General features: G+C 57.5%; 23 protein-coding genes. 12 read left to right on the forward strand and 11 right to left on the reverse strand.

Going from position 1 to position 24,698, the window contains the following annotated elements; translation table 11 throughout:
* The first annotated feature begins 104 nt into the window (after window positions 1–104).
* The 3 genes from AC0B60_RS11105 to AC0B60_RS11115 all read left to right on the forward strand — a co-directional run bounded on the left by AC0B60_RS11105 (window position 105) and on the right by AC0B60_RS11115 (window position 4,824).
* Window positions 105–2,099: an acetyl/propionyl/methylcrotonyl-CoA carboxylase subunit alpha gene (locus AC0B60_RS11105; protein WP_465085870.1), complete on the forward strand. Its 1,995-nt coding sequence runs from the start codon at window positions 105–107 to the stop codon at window positions 2,097–2,099.
* Window positions 2,096–2,923, forward strand: coding sequence for an SDR family oxidoreductase (locus tag AC0B60_RS11110; protein ID WP_465085871.1), 828 nt, complete (start codon window positions 2,096–2,098; stop codon window positions 2,921–2,923). Before AC0B60_RS11105 ends, AC0B60_RS11110 begins: the two co-directional genes overlap by 4 nt.
* A gap of 71 nt (window positions 2,924–2,994) precedes the next feature.
* Window positions 2,995–4,824, forward strand: a complete 1,830-nt coding sequence (locus AC0B60_RS11115; RefSeq protein WP_465085872.1) for a long-chain-acyl-CoA synthetase — start codon at window positions 2,995–2,997, stop codon at window positions 4,822–4,824.
* Window positions 4,825–5,003: 179 nt separating this feature from the next.
* Here AC0B60_RS11115 and AC0B60_RS11120 read toward each other — a convergent pair whose 3' ends face one another.
* The gene (locus AC0B60_RS11120; RefSeq protein WP_465085873.1) at window positions 5,004–5,984 is read right to left on the reverse strand and encodes an NADPH:quinone oxidoreductase family protein; all 981 of its coding nucleotides are present in this window, start codon (window positions 5,982–5,984) and stop codon (window positions 5,004–5,006) included.
* Window positions 5,985–6,262: 278 nt separating this feature from the next.
* On the opposite strand from AC0B60_RS11120, the gene AC0B60_RS11125 reads away from it, so the two are divergent.
* The 5 genes from AC0B60_RS11125 (at window position 6,263) to AC0B60_RS11145 (ending at window position 10,954) form a co-directional block, all read left to right on the forward strand.
* Window positions 6,263–6,880, forward strand: coding sequence for a trimeric intracellular cation channel family protein (locus AC0B60_RS11125; protein WP_465085874.1), 618 nt, complete (start codon window positions 6,263–6,265; stop codon window positions 6,878–6,880).
* A gap of 130 nt (window positions 6,881–7,010) precedes the next feature.
* Window positions 7,011–8,309: an NCS2 family permease gene (locus AC0B60_RS11130; RefSeq protein ID WP_465085875.1), complete on the forward strand. Its 1,299-nt coding sequence runs from the start codon at window positions 7,011–7,013 to the stop codon at window positions 8,307–8,309.
* Between the two features lie 27 nt (window positions 8,310–8,336).
* Complete coding sequence (locus tag AC0B60_RS11135) at window positions 8,337–8,879, forward strand: adenine phosphoribosyltransferase (protein WP_465085876.1); 543 nt, start codon at window positions 8,337–8,339, stop codon at window positions 8,877–8,879.
* A 42-nt stretch (window positions 8,880–8,921) separates the two neighbouring features.
* Entirely contained in the window at window positions 8,922–9,584 is a 663-nt protein-coding gene (locus AC0B60_RS11140; protein ID WP_465085877.1) for a fumarylacetoacetate hydrolase family protein, read from the forward strand.
* 62 nt (window positions 9,585–9,646) lie between these two features.
* The gene (locus AC0B60_RS11145; protein ID WP_465085878.1) at window positions 9,647–10,954 is read left to right on the forward strand and encodes an ABC1 kinase family protein; all 1,308 of its coding nucleotides are present in this window, start codon (window positions 9,647–9,649) and stop codon (window positions 10,952–10,954) included.
* On the opposite strand, the gene AC0B60_RS11150 is transcribed toward AC0B60_RS11145, so the two are convergent.
* Genes AC0B60_RS11150 through AC0B60_RS11160 form a run of 3 tightly spaced genes read right to left on the reverse strand, consistent with a single transcriptional unit; the run spans window position 10,949 to window position 13,616 of the window.
* Window positions 10,949–11,629, reverse strand: a complete 681-nt coding sequence (locus AC0B60_RS11150) for an SIR2 family NAD-dependent protein deacylase (protein WP_465085879.1) — start codon at window positions 11,627–11,629, stop codon at window positions 10,949–10,951. The genes AC0B60_RS11145 and AC0B60_RS11150 overlap by 6 nt on opposite strands.
* Window positions 11,630–11,661: 32 nt before the next feature.
* On the reverse strand, window positions 11,662–12,168 hold the full coding sequence (locus tag AC0B60_RS11155; RefSeq protein ID WP_465085880.1) for a DUF2244 domain-containing protein: 507 nt from the start codon (window positions 12,166–12,168) through the stop codon (window positions 11,662–11,664).
* A gap of 44 nt (window positions 12,169–12,212) precedes the next feature.
* Complete coding sequence (locus tag AC0B60_RS11160; RefSeq protein ID WP_465085881.1) at window positions 12,213–13,616, reverse strand: FAD-binding oxidoreductase; 1,404 nt, start codon at window positions 13,614–13,616, stop codon at window positions 12,213–12,215.
* Window positions 13,617–13,796: 180 nt separating this feature from the next.
* On the opposite strand from AC0B60_RS11160, the gene serA reads away from it, so the two are divergent.
* Both serA and AC0B60_RS11170 read left to right on the forward strand, forming a co-directional pair.
* Window positions 13,797–15,026, forward strand: a complete 1,230-nt coding sequence (gene serA, locus AC0B60_RS11165; RefSeq protein WP_465085882.1) for a phosphoglycerate dehydrogenase — start codon at window positions 13,797–13,799, stop codon at window positions 15,024–15,026.
* 196 nt (window positions 15,027–15,222) lie between these two features.
* Window positions 15,223–15,507, forward strand: a complete 285-nt coding sequence (locus AC0B60_RS11170) for a hypothetical protein (protein ID WP_465085883.1) — start codon at window positions 15,223–15,225, stop codon at window positions 15,505–15,507.
* Window positions 15,508–15,551: 44 nt separating this feature from the next.
* Here the strand turns inward: AC0B60_RS11170 and AC0B60_RS11175 are convergent, their stop codons facing one another.
* The 3 genes from AC0B60_RS11175 to AC0B60_RS11185 form a co-directional block, all read right to left on the reverse strand.
* Window positions 15,552–16,844 carry a S8 family peptidase gene (locus AC0B60_RS11175; protein ID WP_465085884.1) on the reverse strand — a complete coding sequence of 431 codons (1,293 nt, stop codon included), beginning with the start codon at window positions 16,842–16,844 and terminating at the stop codon, window positions 15,552–15,554.
* 283 nt (window positions 16,845–17,127) lie between these two features.
* Complete coding sequence (locus AC0B60_RS11180) at window positions 17,128–17,784, reverse strand: YiaD family glycine zipper/OmpA-like lipoprotein (RefSeq protein WP_465085885.1); 657 nt, start codon at window positions 17,782–17,784, stop codon at window positions 17,128–17,130.
* Window positions 17,785–17,846: 62 nt separating this feature from the next.
* Window positions 17,847–18,866, reverse strand: a complete 1,020-nt coding sequence (locus AC0B60_RS11185; protein WP_465085886.1) for an alpha/beta hydrolase — start codon at window positions 18,864–18,866, stop codon at window positions 17,847–17,849.
* 98 nt (window positions 18,867–18,964) lie between these two features.
* Here AC0B60_RS11185 and AC0B60_RS11190 point away from each other — a divergent pair, with 98 nt between their 5' ends.
* Complete coding sequence (locus tag AC0B60_RS11190; RefSeq protein WP_465085887.1) at window positions 18,965–19,858, forward strand: alpha/beta hydrolase; 894 nt, start codon at window positions 18,965–18,967, stop codon at window positions 19,856–19,858.
* 23 nt (window positions 19,859–19,881) lie between these two features.
* Here the strand turns inward: AC0B60_RS11190 and AC0B60_RS11195 are convergent, their stop codons facing one another.
* The 4 genes from AC0B60_RS11195 to AC0B60_RS11210 are packed head-to-tail and all read right to left on the reverse strand — an operon-like array spanning window position 19,882 to window position 23,965.
* Window positions 19,882–20,193 carry a GIY-YIG nuclease family protein gene (locus AC0B60_RS11195; protein ID WP_465085888.1) on the reverse strand — a complete coding sequence of 104 codons (312 nt, stop codon included), beginning with the start codon at window positions 20,191–20,193 and terminating at the stop codon, window positions 19,882–19,884.
* Entirely contained in the window at window positions 20,190–21,095 is a 906-nt protein-coding gene (locus tag AC0B60_RS11200) for a DMT family transporter (RefSeq protein WP_465085889.1), read from the reverse strand. Before AC0B60_RS11200 ends, AC0B60_RS11195 begins: the two co-directional genes overlap by 4 nt.
* Window positions 21,088–22,473, reverse strand: coding sequence for a sigma-54-dependent transcriptional regulator (locus AC0B60_RS11205; protein ID WP_465085890.1), 1,386 nt, complete (start codon window positions 22,471–22,473; stop codon window positions 21,088–21,090). The genes AC0B60_RS11200 and AC0B60_RS11205 overlap by 8 nt, the downstream gene beginning before the upstream one ends.
* The gene (locus AC0B60_RS11210; RefSeq protein WP_465085891.1) at window positions 22,463–23,965 is read right to left on the reverse strand and encodes an ATP-binding protein; all 1,503 of its coding nucleotides are present in this window, start codon (window positions 23,963–23,965) and stop codon (window positions 22,463–22,465) included. Before AC0B60_RS11210 ends, AC0B60_RS11205 begins: the two co-directional genes overlap by 11 nt.
* A gap of 241 nt (window positions 23,966–24,206) precedes the next feature.
* Between AC0B60_RS11210 and AC0B60_RS11215 the strand changes: the two genes are divergently transcribed.
* On the forward strand, window positions 24,207–24,605 hold the full coding sequence (locus tag AC0B60_RS11215) for a DUF4168 domain-containing protein (RefSeq protein ID WP_465085892.1): 399 nt from the start codon (window positions 24,207–24,209) through the stop codon (window positions 24,603–24,605).
* The last annotated feature ends 93 nt before the right edge of the window (window positions 24,606–24,698 follow it).

Below are 24,698 nucleotides of genomic sequence, written 5' to 3' on the forward strand. Positions count from 1 at the left end.
GGCATAGGGGCAGGACCGTAAAAAACAGGGATGTTTTTTACGGTCCTGCCCCTATGCCTCCCTCGCACCAACGCGACCAACCACCCAAGCAAGAGACCAGCAAAATGCTAAAAAAACTCTTAATCGCCAACCGGGGTGAAATCGCAGTCAGAGTCATTAAAACCGCGAAGTCGCTGGGATACCGGACGGTGGCAGTGTATTCCGAGGCAGACGCCAAGGCCCTGCACGTGGAGATGGCGGACGAGGCGGTGTGTATTGGTCCGGCTCAGGTATCGGCTTCCTATTTGAGCGCCGAGGCGATTATCCAGGCGGCGGTTCAGACCAGGGCTGATTGCGTGCATCCGGGGTATGGGTTTCTGTCGGAGAATTCCGGGTTTGCCAGGGCCTGCAAAGACGCTGGTCTGGTATTTGTGGGACCGCCAGAGGCGGCTATTGAACTGATGGGCAGCAAGCGGCGGTCGAAGATTGCCATGCAGGAAGCCGGTGTGCCGGTGGTGCCCGGTTTTGAAGGCGACAATGCCAGCGACGAAGAGCTCATCGAGGCCGCCAAGAATATCGGCTACCCATTGATGATCAAGGCCTCCGCTGGCGGTGGTGGCCGTGGTATGCGGCTGGTGGAGGAAGAAAACGAACTGGCCGATAACATCCAGCGTGCCCGTTCCGAGGCCAAGCAGGCCTTTGGGGATGGGGAACTGATTCTGGAGAAGGCGGTTATTGAGCCCCGCCATATCGAAATCCAGGTATTCGCAGACCAACACGGCAACGCGGTTTATCTCGGTGAACGGGACTGTTCGGTTCAGCGGCGCCACCAGAAAGTCGTCGAAGAGGCACCTTCTCCGTTTGTAACACCCGAACTGCGCCAGGCCATCGGCGAAGCTGCCGTGAAGGCGGCGCTGGCCTGTGGCTATGAAGGTGCTGGTACGGTCGAGTTCCTCGTCGACAAGGACCGCGATTTCTACTTCCTGGAGATGAACACTCGCCTGCAAGTCGAACACCCAGTGACCGAATTGATCACTGGGCAGGATCTGGTGGCCTGGCAGCTTTCCGTAGCCGAGGGCCTGGCGCTGCCGCTAACACAGGATCAGATCCAGCTGAACGGCCATGCCATTGAAGTACGCCTTTACGCAGAAGACCCAGCCAACGGTTTCACCCCGCAAACCGGGCCGTTGCACCAGTTCCAGCCTGCTGAAGGCGAAGGGTTGCGGTTTGATACCGGCGTGCGCTCCGGGGACTCGATTACGCCTCACTATGATCCCATGCTGGCCAAGGTGATCGCCTGGGGTAGCAATCGCAACGAAGCCCGCCGCCGGCTGCTCAGGGCGCTGGAAGACACCACCGTATTCGGTGTGACCACCAACCGTTATTTCCTGAGCCGCATCATCGCGGACGACACCTTCGGCGAGGGCGAAGCCACCACCGCCTTCCTGCAACAGGCGTTCAGAGACGATCCATCCCTGGCACCAAAAGACATCAGCATCCGCGAGCTCGCGTTGGCGGCCTGCGTGTTCGGCCATGGCAATTCAGGCCGTCCTGACGTTCGGGCCGACCACAATAACGCCTGGAGCAACGCGCCGTCGACCGTCAGTCCAATGAAACTGGATACCGGCGATAAAACCATGGAACTGCTGGTCCGCCGCGCTGGCAATCACGTCACCGTGACCCGGGGCGAAGAGCAGTATGAACTCGACCTTGAAAGCATGGGCGATGGCCTGTTATGCATTATCGACAAGGGCGTTCGTCAGCGATGCCAATATCACCGCCGGGGCGATCACCTATATTTGCAGGCGTCCGGGCAAGCGTTGGCATTGCATGACGTCACCCACCAGCCGGCCAGTGGTGCAGCCACCAGCGGTAGCGGCCGCATAAAGGCCACCATGGACGGCGCTATTATCGATGTTCTGGTTCAGGCCGGTCAGGCGGTGAAACAGGGGGATACCCTGGTGATCCTGGAGGCCATGAAAATGGAGCATCCGGTGAAAGCAGACCGCGATGGTACTGTAGGAGAGGTTCTGGCCGCCAAAGGCGACCAGGTCAAACGTAGCCAGTTACTGGTGGATATCACGTCTGCCAGTGCCACCTCCGAGGAGGCCGGACAATGAGCAACATGAAGAATAGAACCGTTTTTATTACCGGCGGCAGCCGGGGTATCGGACGGGCCATTGCCCTTGCTTGTGCCAGAGAAGGCGCCAATGTGGTGATCGGTGCCAAATCCGACGAACCACATCCAAAGCTCCCTGGCACGATCCACAGCGTAGCGGAGGAAATACGGCAAGCCGGTGGCCAGGCCCTGCCCCTGGCGCTGGACGTGCGGGACGAAAAACTGGTGCGCCAGCGGGTGGACGAGGCCGCAGATCATTTTGGCGGTATTGATGCACTGGTGAACAATGCCGGCGCCATCAAGCTGGCCGGCGTAGAGAAACTGAAAGCCAGCCGTTATGACTTGATGCATCAGGTCAATGCCCGTGCTGTCTTTGTCTGCAGCCAGGCGGTACTGCCCTGGCTGAAGGAGTCAGACCAGGCCCATATCCTGAGTCTGTCACCGCCCCTGAACCTAGATACCCGGTGGTTTGCCCAGTACGGGCCCTACACCACCACGAAATACGCCATGACCATGCTAAGCATGGGCATGGCCGAGGAGTTCCGGCGCTATGGTATTGCGGTAAATACCCTTTGGCCAAAAACCCTGATTGCCACCGCCGCCATCGAATTTGAAGTAGGCGGCCCGCAGATGATGGCCCAGGGCCGCAAGCCGGACATCATGGCGGACGCCGCACTGAGCATCCTCAGCCGTCCTGCCGGGGCAATGACCGGGCAGTCCCTGATCGATGAGGACGTGCTCAGGGCCGACGGCGTAACGGATTTCGAACATTATCGGTACCAGCCAGGCGACAAGCCCCTGCTGCCGGACCTGTTTCTGGATTAACCCCGGAGCCATTCGTTGTCCGGGGGCAAAACAAACAACAACGTTTCACACTGACCCTGACGGATGACCCTATGACCCAGGACAACGTATCCCCACGTGACATTGCTCGCAGCCTGCCGGGCATACTCCGGCGATTTCCCGCCATTGCCAAGGGCTATTACTACTACTCGGTCAAAAACGAGAACAAGGACCTGACCCTTGGCACCCTGGTGGAACGCAACGCCGAAAAGTACGGCCACCGCACGGCCATCCTGTTTGAAGACCGCAGCATTACCTGGCGGGAATTCAACGGCTGGGCTAACCGCATTGCCGGTTTCCTGAAGACAGAGGGCCTCACCCGGGGCGATACCATCGCCGTATTCCTGGAAAACCGTCCGGAGCTGCTCGCCGTGGTCGCCGGTGCCGCCAAGGTGGGTGTTGCCTGTGCCATGCTCAACACCTCCCAGAAAGGGCGAGTGCTGGAGCACAGCATCAACCTGGTCAGCCCCAAAATGGTTGTGGTGGGTGAAGAACTGGTGGAGGCTTTTGACGGCGTTAAAGCCGATATCAGGACCAGCCACCCCAACCCATTCCTGTTCCTGGCCGATACCAACACCATGAACATCCTCGGCGATGCACCGGAGGGCTATGTGAACATGGCGGCAAAGGTCAGCGCCCATCGGAATACGGCCCCCAAGCCGGCCGATCCGCCCACTATGGGTGACACCGCCATCTACCTGTTCACCTCCGGCACCACTGGCTTACCCAAGGCGGCGCCGGGCAGCCACCGCAAGTTCATGAAAGCCTACGGCGGGTTCGGCATGATGTCCCTGGACATGAAACCGGACGATGTCCTTTACTGCACCCTGCCCCTCTATCATGGCACCGCCCTGCTGGTGTGCTGGGGATCCGTGATGGCCGGTGGCTCCGCCATTGCCCTACGCCGCAAATTCTCCGCCAGCGCGTTCTGGGAGGACGTGCGGTATTTCCAGGCAACCACCTTCGGCTACGTGGGCGAACTTTGCCGCTACCTACTGAATCAGCCCCCCAGCGAACAGGACCGCAATCACAACCTCACCAAGATGATCGGCAACGGCCTGCGCCCGTCCATCTGGAAGGAGTTCAAGGAACGCTTTGGTATCGAAACCGTGGCGGAACTCTATGCCTCCAGCGAGGGCAACATCGGCTTCAGCAATTTCTTCAACCTGGACAACACCGTTGGCTTTTCCACCGCCCCCTACAAACTGGTCAAATTCCACGACGGCACGCGCGACCCGATTCGGAACGACAACGGATTCATGCAGGAAGTCGAAAAGGGCGAACCGGGACTGCTGATCGGCGAGATCACCAAGAAGTGGTCTTTCGAGGGTTATACCCAGAAAGAAGCCACGGAAAAATCGATCCTGCGGGACGCCTTCAAGAAGGGCGACCAGTGGTTTAACACCGGTGACGTGCTAAAAGAAATCGGCTGCGGCCACCTGCAGTTCGTGGACCGCATGGGTGACACCTTCCGCTGGAAGGGAGAGAACGTATCCACCACGGAGGTGGAGAACATTATCGACGGCTCGAACATGGTGGAAGAGGCCATCGTGTATGGCGTGGAGATTCCGGGCACCAATGGTAAAGCGGGCATGGTTACACTGGTTCCCCACTCCAATGGCCATGAGTTCGACGTGAACCGGCTGTTTCAGTACCTGAACGACAACTTGCCGCCCTACGCGATTCCGGTGTTCGTCCGGGTAACAAGCGCCATCGAGAAAACGGGCACGTTCAAATACCGCAAGGTGGATATCCAGAAAGCCGGCTATTCCATCGACAAGCCTGGAGAGGAAGTTTACGCCTGGTTACCCGGTACAGATGGTTATACCCGGTTGACCTCCGAGCTGGTTACCGAGATTGATGCCGGAAAAGTTCGGTTCTGAGATTTTCTGGATCTAAGGCATACCTCCCATGCCTTGCCTGCATCGGTGGGGAGCCCCTCCCAAAAATGTGCGGAGCCATGGATGGCGGAGCCCAAGCGCACATGGATGTGCTTGAAGCGCTTTTTGGGAGGGGCTCCCCACCGATGCATCCACCGAAACAAACAGGCTAGGGGCCGGCCTTAAGAACCGACCTTAAGGACAACCTTCCCCGTAGCAGTCCGTCCGGTCAGCGCCCCGAGAGCCTTCTCATAGTTTTCGAAGTCATAGACTTCGCTGATTCGCGGATTGATCTTGCCCTCGGAGAACAGCTTCAGCAACTCCATCATGTTCTGGGCACTGTTCTGCGGCTCGCGCTGGGTGAAGCTACCCCAGAAGACACCAACAACGGAACAGCCTTTCAGCAACGTCAGGTTCGCCGGAATCTTCGGAATATCGCCGGCCGCAAAGCCAATGATCAGGTGACGGCCGTTCCAGGCCATGGCGCGCAGCGCCTGTTCCGTGAAGTCACCGCCGACCGGATCGTAGATCACATCCACGCCCTTGCTCTTTGTCAGGCGTTTAACCGCATCTTTCAGCGGCTCTTCAGTGTAGTTGATCAGCTCGTCTGCACCGGCCTCTTTCGCCACCGCCAGTTTCTCTGCCGTGCTGGCCGCCGCAATCACATGGGCGCCCATGGCCTTGCCCAGTTCCACCGTTGCCAGGCCAACACCACCGCTGGCACCCAACACCAACAGAGTTTCCCCCGGCTGAATGTTCGCGCGTTGCTTGAGAGCGTAATACGAGGTGCCATAGACCATGGAAAAAGCAGCCGCTTTTTCATCGGACATGGATTCGGGAATGGGCAAAATATTCTGTTCCGGGACGACCACTTCTTCGGCAAAGGCGCCGTAGCCGGTGAGGCCCGCAACCCGGTCGCCCGGTTTGAAGCGGGTGACTTTCTCTCCCACCTCTATTACCTCGCCGGACATTTCACCGCCTGGAGAGAACGGCATGGTAGGTTTGAGCTGGTACTTGCCTTCAATTATCAGGGTATCCGGGAAATTCAGGCCTGCGGCCCTGACCCGTACTTTGACCCCATGGCCTTTCACGACGGGACTGGTGACGTCTTCAATCACCAGCGTCTCCGCCGGGCCGTATTCCTTGCAGAGGATCGCTCTCATGTTCGTGACTCCGTTGTAAGACAGTCGATAGAGGACAACGTCAATTGATGGTTATCAACCTAAACAGAGTCGCGTCATGAAGCAAATAAAGAAATCTAATCTCGCCGGATTAACAGGGCTTATTCTGGTCGAAAAAGTAGCCTCACTGGCATAGGCCAGACGAATCAGAGACGTAGTGATTGCTCCACACGCGCAACGCGCTTCAAGATAGGCCTCAAATTCGTTTCGACAAGCGACAAAGGATCACAGCGCTCGCAATAGGCGGCTTAGGGCCATAGATGTTTGACATTATTTACGTACTGGAAATGACCGGCGTGATTGCCTTTGCGATCTCTGGCATGTTGATCGCCCGATCCAAAAACATGGACCCGGTGGGCGTTTTCACCATCGGCTTCGTAACCGCCCTGGGTGGAGGAACGCTCCGGGACCTGATGATGGATAATCACCCGCTGTACTGGATCAAACACCAGGAGCAGCCGATCCTGATTCTCGCCATGGCGGTTGTGTTCAGCTATTGGCACCGCGTCGAACGTATCCGTCAATCCCGTATCCTGCTACCTGACGCCCTCGGTCTTGGTGTTTTTTCCATTCTCGGTGCCCAATTGGCTCTGGATCTGGGCCATTCCTGGTTCATTGCTTCTTTGCTGGGGGTCATGACAGGTACCTTTGGGGGTGCCCTGCGCGATACATTTTGCAATGAGGTACCGTTGATTTTCCGCAAGGACCAGGTCTACGCCTCCATTTCCTTCGCCGGTTGCTGGCTGTACTTTGTATGCCAATGGCTACTGGAGAACGAATCTCTGTCTCTGAGCATCGGCGTGCTGTTCATTTTCATTATCCGACTACTGGCGGTCCGCTTTGACATTCGTCTTCAACGGGATAGTCGCGTCGGATAATCGGCCCAACAATCACCAATCGTCCCTTGGCGTTCTCGACTCCAGCCGGTAACATTGCTGTCTTTTCACCCAATTCCTGAAACCGGTTCATTCAATCCCCATTCAGCACCCTGTGAGGCAGGCACCCGTCATGCTAGAACGACTATTCAAGCTCCAGGCTCATGGCACCACGGTTCGCAAAGAGGTACTTGCGGGCTTTACCACCTTCCTGACCATGGCGTACATCATTGTGGTCAATCCCAGCATTCTCTCCGCTACCGGCATGGACTTCGGTGCGGTGTTCGTGGCGACCTGCCTGGCGGCCACCATTGGCACCCTGATCATGGGGCTCTGGGCCAACTACCCGATTGCGTTAGCGCCGGGCATGGGCCTGAACGCGTTCTTCTCGTTCACCGTTGTCGGCGGCATGGGATATAGCTGGCAGGTGGCGCTGGGCGCTGTCTTCATATCCGGCTTTATCTTCTTCCTGCTGAGTATCTTCAAAGTCCGGGAATGGATCATCAACAGCATTCCCATGTCCCTGCGTTTCGGCATTTCCGCCGGTATTGGCTTCTTTCTGGCCCTGATCGCGCTGAAAAATGCCGGCATCGTGGTTGATAACCCCGCCACCCTGGTTAGCCTGGGTGACGTAAAGATGGCCGAGAGCCTGCTGTTCTTTGGCGGTTTCGTGCTTATCTGTGCTCTGTCCTTCCGCCAGATTACCGGTGCGGTGATGATCGGGATCATCGCCGTGACAACAGCAGCAATGGGGCTGGGCCTGGTGGAGTACGATGGTTTTGCGTCCGCACCCCCAAGCCTGGCGCCGACTTTCATGCAACTCGACCTGGCAGGCGCGCTGAACATTGGCATGATCAGCGTGATTTTCGCTTTCCTGTTCGTGGACCTGTTCGATACCTCTGGCACCCTCATCGGCGCCGCCCAGCGCGGTGGCCTGCTGGATAAAGACGGCAAACTACCTCGTTTGGGTCGCGCCCTGATGTCGGATTCAGTGGCTACCATGTCGGGCGCGGCCCTTGGCACCTCCACAACCACCAGTTACATTGAGTCCACCGCTGGTATCTCCGCCGGTGGCCGCACAGGCCTGACCGCCGTCGTAGTAGCAGCCCTTTTCATGGCCTGCCTGCTGCTGTCCCCCATTGCCAGCATCATTCCTGCTTACGCCACCGCCCCTGCCCTGCTTTACGTCGCAATACTAATGGCCAGCGGCCTGAAGCTGATTGACTGGGACGACATTACCGAAGCCGCACCAGCGGTGGTTACTACCCTGATGATGCCGCTGACCTTCTCGATCGCCAATGGCATTGCCCTCGGCTTCGTCACCTATGCCATCCTGAAAGCATTGAGCGGACGCTGGTCGGATCTAAACCCCAGCGTGGTTATCATCGCCATCGTCTTCATCCTGAAATTCATCTTTCTGGACGCAGCCTAAGCTGCGTTTTCAGCGCTTGGACACGCTATGGACTACTTTTCCGAAAGCATCAAGAAAGCCATCCGCACCGTGCCAGACTGGCCCAAGCCAGGCGTCGCCTTCCGCGACATCACCACGGTACTGCAGGACCGCACCGCGTTCCGCAAGCTGATTGATGCCTTCGTTCACCGCTACCACGGTCACAATATTGATGCCGTTGCCGCTGTAGACGCCCGTGGCTTTATCATCGGCTCGGCCTTGGCCTATGAGCTGAACGCGTCGCTCGTACTGATCCGCAAGAAAGGCAAACTGCCGTTCGACACCCTGGTGGAAGACTACGAACTGGAGTACGGCACCGCCTCGGTGGAACTGCACAAAGACGCCTTCAAACCCGGCGACAACGTCGTACTGGTGGACGATCTGATTGCCACCGGCGGCACGATGCTGGCCGCGTCGCGGCTCATCCGCCGAATCGGCGCCGACATCGTCGAAGTGGCTGCGATGATTGATCTCCCCGACTTGGGGGGCTCACGCAAGCTGCAGGAAGAAGGGCTGAAGGTTTATACTGTTTGCTCATTTGAAGGTGATTAGGGAGTCCCTCGCTCCCTTCCAAAACGCACTACGGGAGCGGCCATGCCTGATTATCAGCACCACTGGAAAGACGGAACACCGGTAAACCTGCCCCTGGGCAAAATTGTCTGCATCGGACGCAACTACGCGGAACATGCCCGGGAGTTGAACAACCCGGTTCCGGATGAGCCTCTGCTGTTCATCAAGCCAGCCACCTCCGCGGTGCACATTACCCGCCCTCTGGAGGTCCCCCGCGACCTGGGCGCAGTTCATTTCGAGACCGAACTCGCGGTGTTGATTGGTCGGCCGTTAACCAATGCCTCTGCTAGCGAGGCAGAGGCCGCCATTCTCGGCTATGGGTTGGCGCTGGATTTAACCCTACGGGACGTGCAAACGAAGCTTAAAGAAAAGGGCCAACCGTGGGAGCGCGCGAAGGCCTTTGATGGCGCCTGTCCCCTGTCGCCGTTCGTGTGCATCGACCGCCTGCGACGAGACCACCTGACCTTTACTCTCGACATTAACCGCGAACGCCAGCAAACCGGCGATACCCGGGACATGCTGAACCCGATCGTGCCGCTAATCGCCCATATGAGCACTCAGTTCACCCTGATGCCCGGCGATGTGGTGCTTACCGGCACGCCCAAGGGTGTCGGCCCGCTGGAATCCGGCCAGATATTGTCGCTGGAACTGGAAGACGCCTTGTTTGTGGAGACCACCGTGCTCTAGGCTGGGCGTGGGACATTGCGATCCTCCTCAGGTCCATCGGCTTTTCAGGACGACTAACAGGCATGGCAAAGAAACCGGTTACCACACGCAGCGGACGATTCTTCAGACTGGCAGGCATGACGGCGTCCGTGGCCGGACAGTACGCCGGCCAACGCGCGCGCCGGATCTTCCGCAGTGAGGAAGACAACGAGGGCGCCCGCTCTGAGAGCTATACCCGCATGGCGGACCAGATTGTCGATACCCTGGGTGAACTCAAGGGCGCGGTCATGAAAGTCGGCCAGATTGCCTCCCAGACCCAGGACTTTCTGCCCCGGGAATTCTCGGATGCCCTTGAGCGGCTTCAGAAAGAGGCCCCGCCCATGCCGTTCGAGGTGATTGTCGGCCAGGTGGAAAGTGAGCTTGGCAAGCCGGTGTCGGAACTGTTCGAATACCTGCAGGAAAAACCCTACGCGGCGGCCTCCATCGGTCAGGTTCATCGGGCGCGCCTGCACGACGGCACGGATGTGATCGTCAAGGTTCAGTACCCCGGTGTGGACGAATCCTGCGACAGCGACCTGAAACAGCTACGCATGGCCCTGAAACTGGGCGGGCTGCTGAAGATGCCGAAAGAACACGTCGACCAGTTATTCGGAGAGATCCGGGTGCGGCTCAAAGAGGAACTGGATTACGAGAACGAGGCCCGCAACCTGGAGGAATTCCAGTCGTTCCATGCCAATGACGACTGGATCAAGATCCCGACCGTCTTCGCCAGCCATTCCTCCCGGCGAGTGCTGACCATGGAACTGGTGGAAGGCGACCATATCAGCCAGGTAACCCCCGCAAGATACGATCAGGACACCATCAACCTGATCGGGCACCGCATCTTCACCATGATGGCGGACCAGCTGTTCCGCTACCAGTGCATCCATGGCGACCCTCACGCCGGCAATTTCGCCTACCGGCCAGATGGCACCATCATCCTTTATGATTTTGGCTGCGTAAAAAAGCTGAAGCCGGAAATCGTCGAAGCCTATCGAAGAGCCCTGATCTCTGCGCTGGATGAGGATTACGCCGCGCTGGACAAACACCTGATAGACCTAGGCGCGCGGGTCGAATCACAGCCTGCGGTAGACCAAGCCTACTATGCCATGTGGAGGGACATTCTGATCCAGCCCTTTGACAGCGACACCCCCTACGACTTTGCCGAGTCAGAGCTGCACAAGGACGTTGCTGCCAAGACCACCACCGTGTTCAAGTACCTCGATTACTTCAAACCACCGGTAGAGAGCATCTTTATCGACCGCATGATTGCCGGGCATTACTGGATGATGAAGCGGTTGGGGGTTCAGGCGGCGTTCCGGGAGGAGCTGGAGGAATATCTGGCGTTATAACCCCAGTTCCCTAACCCACTCTGCAACCCCCTCACCGGCACCCTTGCGAATAACCCTCGCCCTGGAGAGGCTGGCTGGCTCGCCGGGGTCGATCACGGTCACAGGCACATCGAAATCTACCAGATCCACCAAACCCGCAGCGGGATAGACCTGTAAAGAGGTCCCCACAATCAGCAGATGATCTGCCGTGGGCACGATCTCCGCCGCTGCCTCAATCATCGGCACTTCCTCGCCAAACCACACGATATGCGGCCGAAGCTGGGAGCCCCGATCACAGGTATCCCCAGGCTGTATGTCGTTGAATCCAATGTCGTAAACCAGTTCCGGATGCGTCGCACTGCGGGCTTTGGTGAGCTCACCGTGCAAATGGATAACGTTGCTGGAGCCACCCCGCTCGTGCAGGTTGTCCACATTCTGAGTAATGATCGTTACCCGGTAATGTTGCTCCAGTTCCGCCAGCAGGCGGTGGGCTTTATTCGGCTCCGTCGATTTCAACTGCTGGCGGCGCTCGTTGTAGAAACGCAGCACCAGCTCCTGGTTTCGGGCAAAGGCTTCTGGCGTCGCCACGTCATAAACGCTGTGTTGTTCCCACAGGCCGCCATTATCGCGAAACGTGGAAAGTCCGCTTTCGGCGCTCATACCCGCGCCAGTGAGCACAACGATGTGATCTTTCATACAGCAACACTTTGATTGTCAGATGGGTGTATTCAGAACCGGAGTCTCTCCGACCTGCGACGTTTTTCCACTCTCAGCCCACGCCTCTCCAGGATAGCAATCAGTTCCTCTGTGTCATCGATATTCAGGAAGGGTGCGAGGGAAATTTCCTCGCCCCGGAACTGCAGGTGAAGCTTTGGGGGAGTCCAGGGATGGCGTGGCACATCCTGCCATACACGGGTATGACGCCGGGGTAACTCCCACTCCCGCTCCTTCTGGGTCAGGCCTTTTTCCAGGCGGATCAGCTCCGGTGCGAAGGTCAGCACCTCGCGCCTCTGGCACCGACGGGAGGTGTAATAAAACGCCGCCGCCAACGCGGTCAACTCGAGGCCTGCGAACGGTAATACCGGCCACGCCCCCGCCAGAAGCATGCCGGTGGAAATTATCAGGGACAGAAACACGGCCGCAAGCCAAATGCGGATATTGCCCCGCCAGTTCATGGACCGGTTGGGGGTCAGAAGAAAACAGTCGCCTTCACGTTGGGAAAGCTGTTCTACCATTCAGGTCGCTCCCGGGAGCCACCACTCGCATCATCTGAACGCCTTCAGTCAAAAATTTTGCCGGGGTTTATCACACCCTTGGGATCAAATACCTGCTTGATGCCCCTCAAGTAGGCAATTTCAGCGGCGCTGCGCGTGTACTCCAGATAGGGTTTCTTGGTCATGCCGACACCATGCTCGGCAGACACGCTGCCCTGATAGCGTTCGACAATCTCGAAGACCCATTTGTTCACCTGCTGGCATTTCTCAAAGAAATCCTCTTTCGCCATGTCTTCCGGTTTGAGGATATTCAGGTGCAGGTTGCCGTCGCCGATGTGGCCAAACCAGATGATCTCGAAATCCGGATAGTGCTCGGTGACCACCGCATCGATTTCCTGCAGGAACCCTGGCACCTTGGAAACCACCACAGAGATATCGTTCTTATACGGCGTACGCGGCGCAATGGACTCGGAAATACGCTCACGCAGCTGCCATAGGTTCTGGGCCTGGGTTTCGCTCTGGCTGATAACACCATCCAGTACCCAGCCATTCTCCACACACTGTTCGAACAGGCTCATGGCATCATCCATGACCTGGTCCGAAACCGCCTCAAATTCCAGCAGTGCGTAGTAGGGTGCTTCGGTTTCAAACGGTGCCTGCACCTTGCCGTGGGCCAGTACGTGCCCCATGGCCTGATGGGAAAAGAACTCGTAGGCGGTCAGGTCGATCTGCTTCTGGAACGTCTGCAGCACGTCCATGGTGTTGGTGAGGTCATTCAGGCCCAGCACCAGCACGGTCAGATTGTCCGGCTTGCGCGACAGCTTCATGGTAGCTTCTGTGATAAACCCCAACGTGCCTTCCGCGCCAATAAACAAGTGGCGCAGGTCATAACCGGTGTTGTTCTTCGCCAGGTCCTTATTCAGATCCAGGATATCGCCCTTACCGGTCACGACTTTCAGGCCGACGACCCAATCGCGGCTCATGCCGTAGCGAATGACCTTGATGCCACCGGCGTTGGTGGAGAGATTGCCGCCCAACTGGCTGGAGCCGGCCGAGGCAAAATCCACTGGGTAATACAGATCGTTGTCGTCGGCATAATTCTGCAACTGCTCGGTCACCACCCCGGCCTGGCACTTCACGGTGCGGTCGCTGGCGCTGAAGTCCAGGATCTGGTTCATGTTGTCGAACGCCACGACAACCTCTCCGTTGGCCGCTACAGCCCCGGCACTCAGGCCCGTGCGCCCACCGGAAGGCACCAGGGCCACCTGGTTCTCGTTGGCAAACGTCACCAGCGCCTGCACCTGTTCCGTGGTTTTGGGCAGAACGATGGCCACGGGCTTGGGTGGATAGATCTTGGTCCAGTCCTTGCCGTAAGTTTCCAGGTCGGCCGCGTCTGTCAGCACTTTCCCGGCGGTCTGGCCCGTTTCCATCAGGGCTTTGAGGGAGGCAACGATCTGTTCAGGATTCATGGATAGTCCGGTCTCGCAAAGGGTTAATCAGGGCGTCGGTAGGCAGAGTTGATTCAGGTGGTCCGACGCGCTGTGAAAATCTGCGTTTATGGTATCATACCGCCCCTGTTCTGTGAGCCCGCCCGCCAACAGCGGTCCTCACGGGTCATTTCATGTGACGAAAGGTTCGGAAGCAAGCCCATGTCAAATACGTCTCTTGAAAAGAGCAAAATCCGCATCCTGCTGCTGGAAGGCGTGCATCAGTCCGCCATTGATACCCTGAACGCCGCAGGCTATACCAACATCGAATTCCTGACTCATTCGCTGGCCGAAGATGAGCTGGTGGAGAAAATCGCTGATGCTCATTTCGTGGGTATCCGCTCACGCACCCAGCTGACCGAGAAGGTGTTCGACGCTGCCCAGAAGCTGGTAGCGGTGGGCTGTTTCTGCATTGGCACCAACCAGGTTGATCTTCAGGCGGCCACCCGTCGCGGCATCGCTGTTTTCAACGCGCCCTTTTCCAATACCCGCAGTGTGGCGGAACTGGTTCTCGCCCAGGCCATTCTGTTGCTGCGCGGCGTTCCCGAGAAGAACGCCAAGGCCCATCGCGGTGACTGGCTGAAGTCCGCCAAGGACAGCTACGAAATCCGTGGCAAGAAGCTTGGCATCATCGGGTACGGCAATATCGGCACCCAGTTCAGTGTACTGGCTGAAGGCCTGGGCATGGACGTGTACTTCTACGATGTGGTGTCCAAGCTGTCTATCGGCAATGCGACACAGGTAGGCACGATGCAGGAGTTGCTGAACACCTGCGATGTGATCAGCCTTCACGTCCCCGAAACACCGTCCACCAAGTACATGTTCAAGGCTGAGCAGTTTGCCCAGATGAAACCGGGCAGCATCCTGATGAACGCCTCCAGGGGCACGGTGGTGGATATTGACGCCCTGGCCGAAGCCTTGGGCAGTGGCAAGCTCCTGGGCGCCGCCATTGATGTCTTCCCGGTCGAGCCAAAGTCCAACGACGAGGAGTTCATCTCCCCACTTCGCGAGTTCGACAACGTGATCCTGACTCCACACGTCGGTGGCTCCACCATTGAGGCCCAGGAAAACATCGGCCGCGAAGTAGCAGAAAAGCTGGCCATGTACAGCGACAACGGCACCTCCGTCTCTTCCGTGAACTTCCCGGAAGTGGCCCTGCCCTCGCATCCGAACCAGCACCGCCTGCTGCACATCCACGAGAACGTGCCGGGTGTGATGTCGGAAATCAACCAGGTGTTCTCAGAAAACGGCATCAACATCTGTGGCCAGTACCTGCAAACCAAGGAAGACATCGGTTACGTGGTGATTGACGTCGACAAGGAATACGGTGAGCTGGCACTGGAGAAGCTACTAAAAGTGAAGGGCACCATCCGCTGCCGCGTGTTGTTCTGATCCAGGCGGTTTCAGCAACGTGAAAAGCCGGGGCCAACAGGTCCCGGCTTTTTTATGGCCAAACGGGCCAACTCCCGCACATGACCTCTTATTAATCCGCTTTCCGGGCCTTTGACCTTGAGATGTCATCAGATGCAGCCATGATGGAAGTGAACGTTTTGACATTGCATCCAACATTCACTCAAAGGAGCACCCTATGTCACTGAAGGAATCATTGCAGAAAAAACTGGAAACCCAGGCTGAGCATTGGAGTAAACAGATCCAGACGTTGCAGGCCGATGCAGAAGAGAAGATGGCAAAAGCTGATGACGACCAGGCGGAGGCTGAAATACAGAAAGATTTCTCCGAGCGGATTCAGGCGCTGGAAGAACACGTCGAAGAAGCACGCAAGAAGATTTCGGAAATCCGGGATTCAGGGGAAGACCAGTTGCGGGACCTGAAGGCAAGGATTGACGAGTGGCTGCCTGGCGGGAAGAACTAGGAAACGATAAATGGCCGGAACGGGATCGTTCCGGCCCTCAAGCATTACTGCGGCACTCTTAGCAGACGATTGGGAGAGCCCTCTTCAATACTCCCAAGTACATTTCTGGTCGCCAGCTCGTCCAGCCTGGTACTGACCGATGCCGGTGACAGACCGGGTTCAGCCCCCAGGATCAGGGCAACGCTGCCCGCTACGTGCGGCGATGCCATGGAGGTCCCGCTGATGGTGTTTACTTCATCGTCCTCCTGGTACCAGGCTGCGGTTATGTCAGACCCTGGGGCAAACAGGTCCAGACATTCTCCGTGGTTGGAAAACGACGATCGTTGATCCTCGCGGGTAGTGCTTCCCACGGTTACCGCTGATGCAACCCGATTTGGAGAGCCGGAACAGGCGTCAGCATCGCTGTTACCCGCCGCCACCACAAATGTTACCCCTCGCTGTATCGCACCACGCACGGCATCGTCCAGAGCGTCTGAATTCCCTCCACCAAGGGACATATTGGCAACCGCCGGCGCCTGATGATTTTCAGCGACCCAGTCAACACCTGCAATCACATCCGCGTTAGAACCGGCACCAGAGCAGTCCAACACCCGCACGGCCGAGATGGATGCGTTCTTGGCAACGCCATAGACGGTGCCAGTTGCGGTACTGGCGACATGGGTCCCGTGTCCATTGCAGTCTGTGGTGTCTTCCGGGTCAGTCTCGCCACCAATGTTGACGATCGGGCCAATCAACGGCAAACCACCCAATCCCAGCAAGCCCGTGTCGTTCACCGCAAAGTTACGGCCTTCAATCACCCGTCCGGCAAACTCGTCGTGGCTATCCCGCAAACCCGTGTCGATGATATAGACGCTGACTCCGTTGCCGGCAGAGGACGGGTAGCTATATTGCCCATCCAGAGGGAGCACCGGCTGATCGATCCTGTCCAGGCCCCAGGTGGCGTCGCCCTGCGTCACCGCGTTTGCGGCAACAACCTGGTCGGGCTCAACTGCCAGCACGCCAGGCAGGGATGACAGCAGTGCTGCCTGCGGCTCTGTCATCGTGACCGCCGCACCGGTCATCGCAGTTCGGTATACATGAAGAATATCACCGCCACCTACGGCCACCAGAAGCGATTCGACGCTCGCCTGCAGGTCGGCAAGCCCCAGCATGTCAGGAATCAACGGGTCCAGTGTGAGGATATAGCGCCCCGGTATGCGATCTCCCGGCTGAAGCGCGGATTCGGAGGCTTCCGAAGTGCCCGTCAGGCCGACACCATTCGACAATTCTGCGAAGGCCGGGGCGGCCAAGAGAACACTGAGGGTAAAACCAATTGTTTTTGTGATCGTTGTTGTCAAAGCAGATCTCCCATTTGCTCATTTTCCATCATTGAGGCTCACCGGGAACGGACAACATAGAGCCTTATGTTCCACCACGGGACATTCCCCTTCACCGTTCCATGCATTGAAGGTCGATTCAGGTCAGATGAGGCCAATTCGGCTCTCATAAACAAGCTTTAATGAACAAAGGCAGACGTTGAAGCTTGAGACAGGAAGCAAAATGGGGAAGGAGCAGAAAAGGAAGGAAGCGACTCCGGAACACAGGCATGACCCGGAGTCGCTCAATCAGTCTGGGCTGATATTACTGCATGGGAACCAGTGTCAGCTCAACGCGACGGTTCTGTTCACGGCCGCCAGCAGTATCGTTGGAGGCAATAGGATAACGCGGTCCATAACCTGTCGCCCGGGTTCTCTTTGGCTCAATGCCCTGATTCAACAGGAAATCCCTGACCGACCCAGCTCGGCGCTCACTCAGCAACTGGTTGTAGTCCCTTGAGCCAGTGCTGTCGGTATGACCTTCAACCTGAATAATGGTCTTGTCGAATTCTTTCAGCACCAGTGCCACCGACTCCAGCGTGTTGCTGAACGACGGTTTGATGGTGGACTGATTGACATCGAAGGTGATGTTGCCCGGCATAACCAGTTCAATTTCGTCACCATTGCGCACGACACGAACACCGGAGCCCTCAAGCTTGCGACGCAGCTGCGCTTCCTGCTTGTCCATGTAATAGCCGATACCACCACCAATGGCCGCACCGGACGCGGCACCGATCAGCGCGCCCTTGCCACGGTCACTGCTGCTGGAGGTCGCAGCGCCGACGGCGGCACCGCCAATAGCCCCGATGATGCTGCCTTTTGTGGCGCTAGAGGTTTTTTCCTCACCGGTGTAAGGATCGTATGTCATACAGCCGCCAAGACCCACGGTGGCGACGGCAAAAGCTACAATCGTTTTCTTCACAGCATTCTCCAAAGTCTTTCCAAGTATGACTGTTCGCGGCATATTGCCGCCATTGGCTTTCCTTAACTGGCCTCAGACAGAGACCCGTCATGGTCGTTTTCAAACGTATCCACGATGGTATTGAATACAGTTGCCTGTAAATCCTGGGCTTCATTTACAAGATGATGACGCCCATCCGGTATCCTGAGTTCCTCCACGGAGGAAAATTTATTGCGGATAATCCGCAGATTGTGCTGCCAGTCCACGGTCAGATCCTTCTCGCCCTGAACCACGGTAATTGGAAAATCGACCGGGCGGGCGGACTCAATATGCGGTACCCACTGCCTCAATGCAGAAACCCAGTCCACATGCACGGCCCTGGCCTGAAGCGGATCGTAATCCCTGAGAAATTTCAGGAAACGCGAATTTCCACTATTAGCCCCAAACGCCCGTCGCCACCGCGATATAAAGGGCTTCACCATGCTGTGCAGAACCTTGGCAGCCAGCCAACCCATCGGCCTGATCAACGGTGCCAGCAGTACCACCCTACGAAAATCCGAGGTTTCCCGGTCGTGATGGTTGGTCAGGAGGTAGTCAATCAGGATTGCCCCGCCCGTACTCTGCCCGACCGCATACCAGGGCGCCCGCACGTGACACCTGACGCTGGCCATAACATCCGTCAGCACGGCCTGATACTCCAGGAAACTGCCAATCGCCGCCGGCGTGCCACTGGACAGCCCATGCCCGGGCTGATCATAGGCGAGCACATCAAAGCCCGCTCCCAGACAACGGTCGATCAACTGGCTGTATAGCCCTACATGGTCAAAGTAGCCATGCAGGATGAAAACCGTGCCCCGGGGCTTGCGTTGGTCCGGAAGCCGAAAATAGTGGACCATCACTTGGTGCCGGTCCGCCATCACATAACCCTGGCGATAGCTGACCTCCGGGTGCTCCACCCAGAGATCGAGGCCGTAGAACCGGCAGTAGGCCACCATATCCTCGCTGAGTTGTTCCTGGCTTTCAGGCTCGAAGGGCGACATTCGCTCAAGTAACGACGCCCTGTCCCAGTTCGGAATTTCTATGGTATCTGTTTTCCAGTACACGTAGAGTTAAACGCCTGTCATGAATGGGTATGAAAATAGCAGTGTGTCTGCATTAAGCTTGGTGCTTAGATTAGCACACCACAACCCCGGAGTTGCCGATGATACAAACCGCCCTGGAAGCCGGCCTGCGTCAGACCATGAACCGACTCGTTCGTCCCCTGCTGCACCCTGCCGTTCCCATTGCCCTGCAACGCCGGTTGATCAGCAAGGCCTACCTGACATCCATTCCGCCAAGTGGCACCCGGTTCGAAGACATCCAGGCAGAAGGGCTTTCTATCACCAGGGCCTGTCACAGCGACAACCCCCATGGGGTCATACTGTATTTCCATGGCGGTGGTTACATCATCGGCTCGCCAAAAACGCACAAGGGAATAACCGGCCACCTGTCGAAATTCAGTGGCGCGATGGTGGTTACCCCCGACTACCGACTGGCACCGGAAAACCCCTTTCCGGCAGCCCTGGATGATGCCGAAACCGTCTACCGGGCTTTGCTGGATGAAGGGCACCCACCTTCAACACTTTGCCTGGCGGGCGATTCAGCCGGCGGCGGGCTCGCCGTGGCCCTGGCCATGCGCCTGCGCGATAAAGGACTGCCGTTGCCCGCCTCGCTGATGGTGCTGTCGCCCTGGACCGACCTTTCCCACCAGCACCTTTACTCACCTGAGTGCGAGCCGGTACTGCAGAAATCGTGGATCGACAAGTCTTCACGCCTCTACTGCGGCAGCAAACCGCCGTCCGAGCCCCTCATTTCACCCGTATATGGCGACCTTTCCAGCCTTCCACCGCTGCTGATACAGGTAGGCAGCCAGGAAATCCTGCTGAACGATGCCCGGCGCCTGGCGGACGCTGCCAGCCGCGACAGTGTTGATACACGTCTGGAAATCTATAACGGTCTCTGGCACGTTTTCCAGGTCCATGCGGGACAGCTGTACCGGGCCACCGAAGCCCTGCAGACTGCTGGAGCTTTCATACGCCAACACCTGGAGAGCTGACCAGCTTCAAGGCGGCCTTTTTGTCAGTTCGCTGCCTTGCTATTAGCGATGGTACCGGCAGCAGTCGTATCCGGCAGCGGTACATCCCCGCGAATCAGCGCTTCCTTCTGCGGGCGCGGCCACTGCTTGATCTGCCACTCCAGTTTCGAAGCCGTCGCCCTATCTGTTGTCTCGGCGGCAAATGCCAGTTCCAGCGGCCCTTTACCTCGAAGGCTGCGAGCGCCTTTGGGCGAACCAGCCTGGTGCTCGGCAAAGCGCCGCGCCACATCGGTTGTGATCCCCGTGTAAAGGGCCCCTTTGGCCGTTCGCACCATGTAGATGAACCACTGGCTCATACCGATGAAGCCCTGGTCATTTTCTCCCGGGTCTTGAGCTGCTGTATCCACAGCCCCGCAACGATCAGGACCAGTCCAACGTAAGTGGATGGCAGAATGATCTCGCCGAGGATGAAATAGATAAAGACCAAGGACAGGAACGGCGAAATGAAGATGAGATTACTGACCCTGGCGGTGTTTTCCGCCTTTTTCATCGCGTAGGACCAGAGCACAAAGGCAATCCCCATCTCGAACACACCCACGTAGATGGCCGCCAACAGCCCTGTTGTGGGGCTGAAATCAAAACCGTCCGTCATCCCGCAAATCACCACAATCACCGGAAGACCGCAGAGAAAGTTCAGGAACAGACCGACCACCGGATCCCGGGTATCCCGCGTGGCGATGATCCAGTATGACGCCCATACTAGGGTACTGCCGATGGCCAGACCAACACCGAGGGGATCAGAGAAGGTCAACGACAACACGTCACCACGAGTTGCGATAACGACGACCCCGCTGTAGCAAATCAACCCGGCGATGATATCGGCACGTCGCAATCGCTGCCCCAGGAAGGGCACCGACAGATACGCCAGCACCAGTGCCCAAGTGTAATTCAGGGGTTGCGCTTCCTGGGCAGGCAGCCGGTCAAAGGCCCCGAACAGCAGGAAGTAGTAGAGGCAGGGATTGATGAGTCCCATGCCAAAAGACTGCACGTATTGGCGGCGGGACAGTTCGAAGACCAGATGCCATCGTCCCTGCGCCACCAGGATGAGCGCCATCACCACCACCGATGCAGAGCAGGCCACCACCAGCATCTGGACCGGACTCAATTCCCGCAATGACAACTTGAACGCAGTTGCCACCGTAGACCAGAGCAATACGGTTCCAAGGCCATAAAGCATTGCCTGTTTCTGATTAGTCATCGGCAGTGTCCTTTTCTGCATCAAGCCAGCGATAGAGAGTACGACGGTTCACCCCGAGTATCTGAGCAGCACGGCGCTTGTTGCCCTCCACCGCATCAATAACGCGCACGACATAGTCCTGCTGTACCTGTTCCAACGTGGGCCAATCCGCCAGGTTTCCGGACGGCAGCACCGGCCGGCCCTCGGCAGACTCTGTCTGCCGTTTGCGAATACGGGCTGGCAGATGTTCCGGCAACACCACATCACCGTCGCAGAAGGTCACTGCCCGCTCAATCGCGCTGGCCAGTTCCCTGACATTTCCAGGAAACGGGTAATCCGCCAACATTCGTGCGGCCACTTCGCCCAATTGCAGGAATCCGCGCTGGTGACGCCAGGCCGAATCCCGCAGGAAATGCATGGCAAGCATATCCACATCGTCATCCCGCTCCCTTAGTGGCGGCACCATCAGGGTCAGGGTTTCCAGGCGATAGTATAGGTCTTCGCGGAAGCCACCTTGCTCAACGGCCCTGACCAGGTCTTGATGAGTGGCCGCAATGATTCGCACATTTACGGCCTCTTCGTGGTCAGACCCCACCGGCTTGATCGTGCCTTCCTGCAGCACACGCAACAATTTCGCCTGGAGGGCGAGCGGCATCTCGCCAATTTCGTCCAGCAGCAGTGTGCCTCCATCCGCTTCAGCAAACAGCCCTCTGCGGGCGGATTTTGCGCCGGTAAAAGCACCGGCTTCATGGCCGAAGAACTCGCTTTCCATCAGCTCATGGGGAATACCCGCACAGTTGACCGGTATAAATGGCCCTTGCCGACGTTCACTCTCGTCATGAATCGCCCTGGCGACCAGTTCCTTGCCGGTGCCACTCTCGCCACTCACCAGGACTGCCGCCTGGCTACGGGCCACCTGTCGTATTTCGTTGCGCAACTGCTCCATCGCCCGGCTCTCGCCCACCAGCCCGAGGGCACTGTCACTTTCACTTTGCGATTTGTAGCGCGCGAGTTCAGAGGTCACCGCCGCATGAGCCAGCAGGCGTTTGATCTTCAGGCGAAGATGGTCGGTGGACAGCGGCTTGGTGAGAAAATCATCGGCGCCGGCCTTCAGCGCCTCTACCGCCTGATCAACGGTGCCGAAGGCTGTAATGATGATAAAGGGCACCGAGTGGCCTTCCGCCTGTAGCTGCCGCAATATTGCCAGGCCGTCGCCATCGGGCAACCGAAGGTCCGAGACGATCAGGTCCGGACGCCATTCCCGCAATCCATCGCAGCCTTCCTCAACGGTTGCCGCACTGCGCACCGCATAACCATCCACCTCAAGCTCCTCTGACAGAAGCGTTCGCAAACTGGCGTCGTCTTCCACCAGCATGATCGAAGCTGGTCTAGCTTTCATAGTGGGCCTCCGTCGACTCCACGCGTTTCTCATATGCTGGCCAGAAGGTTGACATACGGCACCCGCCGTCCGCGTTCGTTCCAACCTCAATCCGTCCACCATGCTCCTTGATCACACTGCCGACCACCGCGAGCCCCAGGCCAGTTCCCTCTCCCGCCGCACGAGTGCTGAAAAAAGGTTCGAAAATCCGCTCTCGTAAGGAGTGATCGATACCCGGGCCATCATCATCCACTCTCAATTCCCAGTACCCTTCAATGGGCATTACAGACACGGTCACCCGTGAGTGAGCAGCTTGACACGCGTTGCGGACAAGGTTCAGGCAAGCCATTTCCAGGCGGGTTGGCTCGGCCAGAACGCCGGCACTGACCTCCGGGATGTCAGTGTAAATCTCAACACCGTGGCATTTGGGCTCGTCGCAGGCCCGCGCTGTCAGATCGCGAACGGTGGCCGCCAGATCGGTCTCCCGGCGGGAATCCGGCACATGGCGAAAACAATCGAGCAGTTGCTGAATAATCAAGGTCATCCGTTCGACCTGATGCTCAATATCCCTCAGATGTCGTCGGTCACTCTCTGCCAGGTCGCCCCGCCCAAGGATATTGGCGCGACCCTGGATGACATTCAGCGGCGCACCCAACTCATGCGCAACACCACCGGCGACCCGACCGATCATGGCAACCTTCTCCTGGTACTTCAGCTGCTCTGACAGCTCACGCTCACGCTCAACGCTCTCCCGGATTTCATTTTCGGCAACCGCCATACGGGCGCCCATATCTTGCAAACCTTCATGGATCTGTCTCAGTTCCCTCGGGCCCGCAGGACCTCCCTCAATCTGCCACCGCCCGGGTGCCATCCGCTCCATCAACTCCAGCAACCGGCTGACATGGCGACCAACAGCACCATAGTGCCCCAGAACAACCACCAGAATGACCATCAACGACACCGCCGACCAGATACTGACGGCCCAGATTCGGCTCGATGCCACCAGCTCATGGAAATCGCTACGTTTTCGGGTTACCTGAAGCAACCCCTGGATTCGACCGTCCGGAGCAATCAGTGGCGTGAACTGCGAGAATACCGACATTCCATCAACCCTACGAAATGCACCATCCAGCTTGCCACTGGCTATCGCGCGCTCCGCACTGTCGCTCCGTGTAACATCGCTATCCGCCACGCCAAGGCTGGCGATCTGCTGCCCATCTTCATCGAACACTGAGGCGCCGAATACACGGCCGATACGGAAGATGGATTTCAACGACTCCCCAAGAACAATTTCATCACCATCGGACATGGCCTGAGAAAGTGGACCACTGACCGCCCGGGCCACAAGCTCCAGATCCTCCCGCAAACGGTCATTCAGGTTACGCTCAACCGCAGCGAGCCCCACGTAGATGGCAACCCCACTGAATATCATCAACGGTACAACCATGCTCAGCACCAAGGTCAGGCGCAGCGAGCGAAACATGTCCCGCGCTCTTGATACAGGCGTTTTCATAATGCGCTCCGACAAAGTGTCACACAGATATGCCACATGTGACATTTAGCCACAATACACATTACGCACAGGTAACGCTTAAAAGCAACCAAATCACTGTTTTTATTGATATTTTATAAATATAGAAAACTGGCACAGAGATTGATTATGCAACACCAACGTTCGAGGAATCGCATTCCTTTCAACGTCAGACTGCATTCAATGACACGTAGCAGTCCCTTCAACGCAAAAGGAGATCGCCATGAACAAACTTCTCATTTCATTGACCGCATCCCTGGCACTGCTGGCAGCGGGCCCCGCACTGTCGCAGGAAAACCAGCAAAGCCCGGAAGCGACCAATCCCAACGGCGGATATAGTGACCCTGCCTCAGCCGGCACCCAGAAAACCAACTTTACCGACGAGGAACTGAAGGAGTTCGTTGAGGCCCAGGAAGGCATCAACGATATCCGCGATGAATATATGGAAAAAATTGAAGCGGCTGACAACCAGCAAAAGGCCCAGGAGCTGCAGATGGAAGCCAACGATGAGATGGTGACAGTGATTGAGGATTCCGGCATGGACATCCCCACTTACAACTCCATCGCAACCGCTTACAACAGCGAACCTCAGGTTCGGAATCGTGTTGATGCACTGATGTAAGCCGTTTCCCCACATTGGTTGCTTCAGGCCCTGCTATTGCAGGGCCTTTTTGATTCTGCAAGCGAAGTCGCAATGGCCATCATCAACGTTGAT

This window comes from Marinobacter sp. V34 (assembly GCF_055524115.1).